This is a genomic window from Staphylococcus sp. EG-SA-14, from assembly GCF_017151935.1.
Taxonomy (GTDB): Bacteria; Bacillota; Bacilli; order Staphylococcales; family Staphylococcaceae; genus Staphylococcus; species Staphylococcus aureus.
On the sequence record NZ_JACVZM010000009.1, the window covers coordinates 46,536 to 55,818 of the forward strand.

General features: G+C 37.1%; 6 protein-coding genes and 1 pseudogene. 6 read left to right on the forward strand and 1 reads right to left on the reverse strand.

The annotated features are described in order from the left end of the window. Positions 1–435 precede the first annotated feature (435 nt). The 6 genes from fadX (at position 436) to IDG63_RS07265 (ending at position 8,914) form a co-directional block, all read left to right on the forward strand. The gene (gene fadX / locus IDG63_RS07240) at positions 436–1,998 is read left to right on the forward strand and encodes a fatty acid degradation protein FadX (RefSeq protein WP_000810039.1); all 1,563 of its coding nucleotides are present in this window, start codon (positions 436–438) and stop codon (positions 1,996–1,998) included. A 25-nt stretch (positions 1,999–2,023) separates the two neighbouring features. Next, on the forward strand, positions 2,024–3,529 hold the full coding sequence (gene fadD / locus IDG63_RS07245; protein WP_001008395.1) for a long-chain-fatty-acid--CoA ligase FadD: 1,506 nt from the start codon (positions 2,024–2,026) through the stop codon (positions 3,527–3,529). A gap of 111 nt (positions 3,530–3,640) precedes the next feature. Then, positions 3,641–4,852, forward strand: coding sequence for an acyl-CoA dehydrogenase FadE (gene fadE, locus IDG63_RS07250; protein WP_000142189.1), 1,212 nt, complete (start codon positions 3,641–3,643; stop codon positions 4,850–4,852). 185 nt (positions 4,853–5,037) lie between these two features. Further along, a complete protein-coding gene (gene fadB / locus IDG63_RS07255) occupies positions 5,038–7,299 on the forward strand; it encodes a 3-hydroxyacyl-CoA dehydrogenase/crotonase FadB (protein WP_000154525.1) in 2,262 nt (753 codons plus the stop codon). Positions 7,300–7,328: 29 nt separating this feature from the next. Next, positions 7,329–8,513 (forward strand): thiolase family protein, encoded by a 1,185-nt coding sequence (locus IDG63_RS07260; protein WP_001154616.1) that lies wholly within the window; start codon positions 7,329–7,331, stop codon positions 8,511–8,513. Between the two features lie 293 nt (positions 8,514–8,806). Next, complete coding sequence (locus IDG63_RS07265; protein ID WP_031835017.1) at positions 8,807–8,914, forward strand: hypothetical protein; 108 nt, start codon at positions 8,807–8,809, stop codon at positions 8,912–8,914. Positions 8,915–9,095: 181 nt separating this feature from the next. On the opposite strand, the pseudogene IDG63_RS14995 reads toward IDG63_RS07265, so the two are convergent. Continuing rightward, positions 9,096–9,283: pseudogene (locus tag IDG63_RS14995) on the reverse strand (staphylocoagulase); the annotation flags it as partial.

A 9,283-nucleotide genomic window follows, 5' to 3' on the forward strand; every position in this document is an offset into this window, starting at 1 on the left:
GTGCAACTGATTGCGTTTGTGTTGTCTCTTCTTTTTCTGTATTTCTTCGATGATTAAGACCTTCCATAGACTTACCTACTTTCACTTTTCATAATAAAACTATTTTAATTTAATATTGATGGATTTTCCATATTTTAATATAAATACTTTGTTCGATTGGGCACTTTGTATTTCATATTTAAAAATCAAAACCTATTTAACTTTTTATATTCCGAACAATATTTTTATATAAGTATTTTAATGATATTCAATTCATTACAAACCCTTGATATTACAATTGTTATCGACCATCAAAATGTGTCTATACTGTGTCTATTATCAGAATAAAAAGATATTTCTAATTGATTTTAAACGTCGTTATGTTATATTTCTTGTAAGGGTTTACACAAAGTGTAAAAACGCTATATTTTATCAAATGTGATGGAGGTGACTTGCTTGAAACAAATCACATGGCACGACTTACAACATATCATTAAAGATGGTGATGTGATTGGTTTACCAGCATTAGCTGTAGCCAACTTACCCGCCGAAGTTCTACGTGCTGTGTTAGCGCAACATGACACATATCATACGCCCAATGATTTAACGTTTATATTAGCGAATGATATTCATAGTTTAGGTGCCGCACCGGATTTAGATGATTTTATAGAACGTCGCATGATTAAACGTGTCATTATGAGTATTTTAACGGCTTCTTCCAAAACGGCACAAGCAATGAAAAATAATGACATTGAAGCTTATTTTTTACCACAAGGTATCATTGCAACTCATTATCGTCAGAGTAATCAATTATTACCTGGAGTTATTACTAAAATCGGATTAAACACAGCTGTTGATCCTAGATACGGTGGCGGTAAAGTAAATACACGAACAACTGATGATTTAGTTTCATTAGTAACCATCAACGATGAAACATACTTACATTACACATTCCCTAGCGTTGATGTGGCACTACTGAGAGGAACATACGCAGATCAACAAGGTAACATTTATTTAACTCAAGAAGCGTACTTGAGCGAGTGTTATCATGTCGCATTAAACGCGAAAGCCAATCATGGGAAAGTTATTGTACAAGTTAAAGCTTTAGTTGACGACTATCAACTAAAACCGAATGAAGTTGTTATCCCAGGAAATCTTGTCGATTATGTATACGTCACAGAAGATGAAAAGAATCACCGCCAAGTAATTCAGAGTCATTATTTACCAGCCTTGTCTGGAGAAGAACGAATTGATGGAATACCTGAACCCGCATTACCTTTTAATAGTCGCAAATTGATTCTCCGACGTGCTGCTCAGTTTTTAACTTATGGCGATACAATTAGCATCGGTTATGGCATCAATAATGAACTCTCTAATTTATTGCACGAAGAATGTGTTGAACATGATGTGCAACCGATTCTAGATGTTGGCATTTTCGGTGGATTCGTTGGGAGTCGTGAACATTTTGGTATGAATTACAATGCAGATGTGCGCATGCCTCATGATCGAGCATGGGATTTTATTTATAACAATGGTGTATCAGTTGCCTATCTTAGCTTTGCTGAGGTTGATCAATACGGCAATGTCAACGTGTCTTACTTCAATGACCGACTAAATGGATGTGGTGGCTTTATAGACATTACGCAATCTGTAAATAAAATTATCTTTTCAGGTACTTTTGTAGCTGGCAGTCATGTCTCATGCCATAATCAACGATTAAACATTGAAACTGAAGGACAAAACCAGAAATTTGTATCAGATGTGAGCCATATCGACTTTAATGCACAATATTCACAATCACTCGAGCAAGAAGTCTATTTTGTTACTGATCGTGCAGTATTCGAACTCACCAATCAAGGCTTGAAACTAATTGAAATTGCACCAGGTCTTGATTTGCATAAAGATATTTTGAATCAAATGGCTTTTAAACCAATTATTGCTGATCATTTAAAATTAATTGATACCAGCATTTACAAAGAAAAATGGGGACAACTTAAACAATCAATTCATAAAGTATGAAAGTGAAGCTAAAGGGGGTATACTAATGAATTTCGATTGGATAAAAACGCGTTCAGACTTCGATGATGACAAGCCTGCCGTTATTGATCACGCAAAACAAACATCTTGGACATACCAACAACTCAATGCACGTGCTGATAATATGGCACATTATTTAACATCTCAAGGTGTTAAAAAAGGCGATGTTATCGGTATTTTTGCGCCAAATGATATTGCAATATTAGATTTATTATTTGCTTGTTTTAAAACAGGTGCGGTTTTTTTACCATTGAATTGGCGGCTTAACCCAAAAGAAATTGCAGCCATTGTGGAAGATGCACAATTAAAACTGCTCTTCTATGCTGAAAAACATTTAAGTTCACTCACCGATATTGACCAAAACTTATTGCATATGGATATTGATGTAGCGCAATATGATGAAATCGTAAATCCAGATTATCACCAACCTTTTCAAGCAACACCTGTTGAACCACAAGATCTTGCAGCATTAATTTATACAAGTGGTACAACCGGATCACCTAAAGGTGTGATGTTCTCATATGAATCATTTGTTCATAACGGCGCAAACTTAGAGCTGACGTATAAGTTCAATTCAAACTATATTACGATTGTATCAACACCAATGTTCCATGTTTTAGGGTTTAACGATACTGTATTACCAGTATTAATGTCAGGTGGCACACTTATTCTTCAACGTTACTTTAACGGCGAAGAATTGAATGACATGATTGCACAATATCACCCTACATTTATTATCATGATTCCGACAATGTATTATAGTACGCTACGTGCTAGTAATTTTAATCCTGAAAATTTTAAAGCTATGGATTATATCATCCAAGGTGGTTCACAACCATTACCAAGTATCCAAGCAGCTTTTAAACAATATGGCATAAACATTATTAACGGCTATGGTTTAACTGAAGCACCTCTTGTACTTGTTAATACACCGGAAAATTCAAAACGTAAGCCAATGAGTATTGGTAAAGCAGTCATGTTCGTTGATGCACGTATCCTTGATGATAACGGTGAGGAAGTACCTACTGGTGAGATTGGCGAACTTGCAATTAAGGCTAAAAATGTCACGCCAGGATATTGGAATAAACCAGCAGAGACTGCCAAAGCATTTCATGGTCGTTATTTATTAACTGGTGACTTAGCGAAGATGGACGACGATGGCGATATATTTATTATTGACCGCAAAAAAGAATTAATCATAACTGGTGGCGAAAATGTCTTACCATCCGAAGTCGAAAATGCTTTAGCTGAGCATCCACTAGTAGACCGGTGTGTGGTCGTTGGCTATGATCATCCAAAATATGGTGAATCAATTGCTGCAGCCATTATACTTCGCGAAGATGAACCTCATTACGCTGAAATTTTAGATCAACATATGCGAAGTCGTTTAGCAGGTTATAAAGTCCCAAGAATGTATGTACCAGTGACACATATGCCGTTAAACAGTACGCAGAAACCAGATAAACTTGCGATTCGACAAATGATGAATGACAAAGTCTCACAAACACTTTAAAGGTGATAAAAATTTTTGACATTTAGTGTAAGCGTTTACAAATAAAGCGTGTTGTTTTTGAATTAAATGCATTTCACATTAGTATTCATATTATTTTTAGGAGGAATTTATATGACATTTGAAAAAGAAACGGTCTTAAAAACATTATTTCCTGAAGATGTACTTAGTATTGCTAAAGGTTTAACAGACGGTGAAGTCGAATTTTTACAACAAGTAGATTCATTGCTAGAAAGTAAGTACCGTGAAAATATTAATCAACATTGGATAGACGCTACTGTACCCGAGGACTATTTTAAAGATCTGGGAGAATTAAATTATTTTAACAATCCATTACTTTACAAGGATCGTCCAAACGCCAAAATGCCTAGTCAACTATTTCAGTTTTTCATGTCTTACCTACTCGCGCGATTTGATATTTCCTTAGCTACCCTACTCGGTGTTCACCAAGGTTTAGGGCATAACACTTTCTATTTCGGAGGTAGCAAAGAACAAATTGCGAAATATGTACCTAAATTACAGTCACATGAACTGCGTACATGCTTTGCTTTAACTGAACCAGAACACGGTTCGGACGTTGCGGGAGGTCTTGAAACAGTCGCTGAACGCCAGGGCGATACTTGGGTTATCAATGGTGAAAAGAAATGGATTGGTGGTGCACATGTATCTGATGTCATTCCAGTATTCGCAGTAAATAAAGAAACTGGCAAACCCCATTGCTTTGTAGTCAGACCAGAACAAGATGGCGTCGATATTGAAGTCATTGATAATAAAATCGCACTTCGCATTGTTCCTAACGCCCTAATTAAATTAACTAATGTCAAAGTAGATGAAGCGGATCGCTTACAAAACATAACAAGCTTTAAAGATATTGCCAAAATTCTTTATTCAACGAGAGCAGGCGTTGCTTATATGGCTACAGGTGGTATGGCTGGCGCTTTACGTGCCACATTAGATTATGTCACTGAGCGTAAGCAATTCGGCAAACCAATTAGTAAATATCAGTTAATACAAGAAAAGCTAGCAATGATGCAAGGTAATTTAGCTCAAGCAATGGCAACATGTGCTCAATTAGCTAATATGCAAGCACATGGTGAATATGACGAGGTTGCAACTTCAACGGCGAAGATGATGAATGCCTTACGTTTGCGTGAGACAGTAGCTATGGGCCGCGGTATTACAGGTGGTAATGGCATACTAGCTGACGATTATGATATTGCACGTTTCTTCTCTGATGCAGAAGCGATTTACACGTACGAAGGTACACATGAAATTAATGCCTTAGTAATTGGACGCGCTTTGACTGGAGATTCTGCTTTCGTATAAATAGCAAATAATTATATGAGATGCATTAATTTCACTAAAAAAGACTTATTTTAAGCATAAAGCTTTTTCCTTAAATAAGAGGCTAAGATGACTGTCAAAGATACTTAATTAATTTTATAAAATAGCAACGTTATTCCAATTATCTTAATGGTTATCTTATCCTCAACTAAATTGGAGGAATCACTATGACAATTAATAAAGTAACCGTTCTTGGCGCAGGCACAATGGGCGCTCAACTGGCAGCACTCTTTGTGAATGCTGGACTTAAAGTAAAACTATTAGATATTGTAGTGGACAAAAACGATCCAAATCTCATTGCGAAAAAATCTTACGATAAAATTACAGATAAGAAACGGCCGCTACTATTCGACTTAAATCTAGCGAGTCATTTAACATATGGTAATTTTGATGATGACTTGGTAAATGATGATGCTGATTTATATATCGAAGCAGTCAAAGAAGATATTGAAATTAAGCATGCTGTTTGGCAACAAGTTCTACAACATGCTAAAGAAGATGCTTTATTCGCTACAAATACATCAGGTATTCCAATTAATGCGATTGCTCAAGCATTTAACGAGAAGGATCAAGAACGATTCTTTGGTCTACATTTCTTTAACCCACCACGTATTATGAAATTAGTGGAGTTAATACCTACGTCACACACGAAGGAATCTATCATATTAGATGTAAAAAATTTCGCGCAAAATGTGTTAGGTAAAGGTGTCATTGTCGTCAATGATGTGCCTGGCTTTGTCGCAAATAGAGTCGGCACGCAAACAATGAATGATATTATGTATCGCGCCGAGCAACACAAGTTAAGCATTGTAGATGTGGATGCTTTAACTGGGCAAGCGATTGGTCGTCCTAAAACAGGTACATATGCCCTATCTGACCTAGTCGGTTTAGATATTGCAGTGTCTGTAATTAAAGGCATGCAACAAGTACCTGAAGAAACGCCTTATTTTCATGATGTCAAAATTGTAAATACGTTGTTTGACAATGGCGCACTCGGACGTAAAACGAAACAAGGATTTTACAAAAAGGATAAAGAAACTAAAGCTCGACTTGTTTACGATGTTGAAAAACAAGATTATGTACCTGTATCGCAACCACAATTACCAATTTTAAATGAATTTAATAAAGACTTAGTGCATAACCTTGATGTCATATTCAATGCGCAAGACGAAGCGGGACTATTTTTATGGGAGACATTACGTAATAATTTCTATTACTCTGCTATCAATGTACCTAAAGCTACCGATGATTTCCGAGACATAGACCGTGCGCTTGTCTGGGGGTTCAACTGGAAACTTGGTCCATTCCAATTATGGGATGCAATGGGATATGAACGTGTTAAAACACGTATGGAAGACGAAATTGGAGACTTACCACAATGGATTAGTGATTTAGATGGTGGCTTTTATAAACAAGATGAGACCATCGAATATGCAACACCTGTTTCTCACTTCGTAAAAGATGAACTTTGGGATAAAGGTGATGCCAAACTTTCCGTAACTCATGATGATCAACTGTTACTGAAATTACAAAGTAAAAATAATGTCATTACCGATGAATTCAACGATGCGTTAGTTGATGCGATTGATTTACTGGAAAATGACCATTACACAAGTATGGTTATTTATGCAGATGGTAACAATTTCAGTGTGGGTGCTAACCTTTTCTTAATGAAAAAGGCGCATGAAGACGGTCTTGTATACGATGTCGTTGCACAATCAATTGATAAATTACATTATAGCTTTAATCGTTTGAAGTATAGTTTGAAACCAGTAGTCACAGCTGTTCAAGGTCGTGCCTTAGGCGGTGGCTGTGAGCTTGTACTTTACTCACCTATTGTTGTCGCTGCAAGTGAAACGTATATCGGTCTTGTTGAAGCAGGCGTTGGCTTATTACCGAGTGGCGGTGGCCTTGCAGAAATGGCTGATCGCATATTACGCACATCGCATAAGTTTGATGACAAACAAGCTTCCATGACAAAAGTACTGACGAATATCGCATTTGCGAAAGTCTCTACAAATGCCTTTGAGGCACGTCGTTATGGTTATTTACGTGATACAGATACGATTATTTTCAATACAGCACAACGTGTCGAAGTTGCGCTCAAACGTGCGAAATATGAAGCAGAAACAAACTATATTCCGAATCCTAGACATCAATATATCGCTTTAGGTGAAGACTTCAAAGCATTGATCCAAGGACAATTAGATGCGCAAAGACGGGGTCATTTTATTAGCGACCATGATTATCATATCGCCTTAAATATCGCCACAATTTTAGCGGGTGGTGATTTACCAAGAAATACATTTATCAATCAACGTTACATTCAATCGTTGGAGAAAATTGGCTTTATTGACTTACTAAAATCTAAAAAATCATATGAAAGAATTGCACATATGTTAAAAACTGGTAAGCCATTACGTAATTAAAAGATAGTCATTAAGAGAGGATGATAACCATGCAAGAAGCATACATTGTAGCTTATGGGCGTTCAGCCGCAGCGAAAGCAAAGCAAGGCGCATTATTCCACGAAAGACCTGATGATGTCGCAGCCAAAGTATTACAAGGCGTATTGAAACGTATTGACGGAAAATTCAATAAGAATATGATTGAAGATGTCATTGTTGGTACGGCTTTTCCAGAAGGATTACAAGGACAAAACATTGCACGAACGATTGCATTGCTTACGGGATTATCTGACACGGTACCGGGTCAAACAGTGAATCGCTACTGCTCATCAGGATTACAAACCATCGCGATTGCAGCCAATCAAATTATGGCTGGTCAAGGAGATATACTTGTAGCTGGTGGCGTTGAATTGATGAGTGCCGTACCAATGGGTGGCAACGAGCCCACAAACAATCCTACCTTACAATATGATGATATAGGTGCGTCATATCCTATGGGTTTAACTGCTGAAAATGTAGCATCCCAATTTGACGTATCACGCGAAGATCAAGATGCTTATGCTGTCAGAAGTCATCAACGTGCCTATGAAGCACAACGTGATGGTCGGTTCAACGATGAAATTATCCCAATACAAGTAAACTCAGTTGAATATACAAACGCAGGACCAAAAGTACACACAAATATCTTTGACCAAGATGAATTTATACGCCCTGACACCACGATGGAGGCATTAGCCAAATTACGTACAGTATTTAAAGCTGACGGCACTGTGACTGCGGGAACATCTGCCCCACTTTCTGATGGTGCAGGATTTGTAGTTTTAATGTCTGGAGATAAAGTGAAAGAACTAGGCGTGACACCTATTGCACGATTCGTTGGTTATAAGGCAGTAGGCGTTGACCCGAAAATTATGGGTATTGGGCCTGCATATGCGATTCCTGAAGTATTGTCACTCAGCAATCTATCTGTTGAAGACATTGATTTGATCGAATTGAACGAAGCATTTGCTTCTCAAACAATTGCATCTATTAAAGAAGTAGGTCTAGATATATCACGTACGAATGTGAATGGTGGCGCTATTGCTTTAGGTCATCCATTAGGTGCTACAGGCGCAATGTTAACCGCGCGTTTACTTAATGAAATGGGTAGACGTCCCGATAGCCGTTACGGCATGGTTACGATGTGTATTGGTGTCGGTATGGGTGCAGCTGCTATATTTGAATATGTGCGTTAGAATGGTTGATTTTGGATGAAGCGGATTCGTTTGGTTATTGAAGTAGGCTGAAGTTGAAGCGGGTTGAAGCAGTTTCGTTTTATTATTGAAGCTATGTGAAACATAGTGATTGAACAAAAAAGTGGTTTAATGGGATGGTGGGTATTTCCGTTTTAGAATTTAACATTTACACGTCTAATTTTAATCATTGTTTTAAATTTTATGAATCGAAGCCCTTTGATTTAATAATATTTGCTAATGCTAGTAACTTATCTGATTGTTCATGTTTAAAATAAAGAAAACCACTCACATCAGTGTGTGTTCGAACTAGACTTGTAAGTTCCAGTTCGGTACGACTTTTTAAAGCAATTATTATTGCTGTGATTGTCGTATATCACTTAGATGTGCGTGGTTTATTTTAATAGGTTAGTAATATATTAGGTCATGTTATGTTTAAGACTATAATGAATAAATAATTTAGAAATATGCTTCCGATTGTTCGATGCTTTAATTCAGTTAGAAGCATCATAGAATGCATGATTACTGTTGTAAAGATACGTAATGTTTTGTATTGACTGTATGTCTTTGGATAGAGTTACAAACTTATTTTGTTACTCTAGGCCCATATGTCGCAGTACCATCTGCATGTGTTGTTACGTTATATGCGTTTGTTTCGCTTGACTTCTTGTATGTCGGGCGAGCTCCGTATGATACTTGACCATTTGCATGTGTTGTTACGTTATATGCATTTGTTTTGCTTGGCTTTTTTTGTGTCGGGCGAGCGCCATATG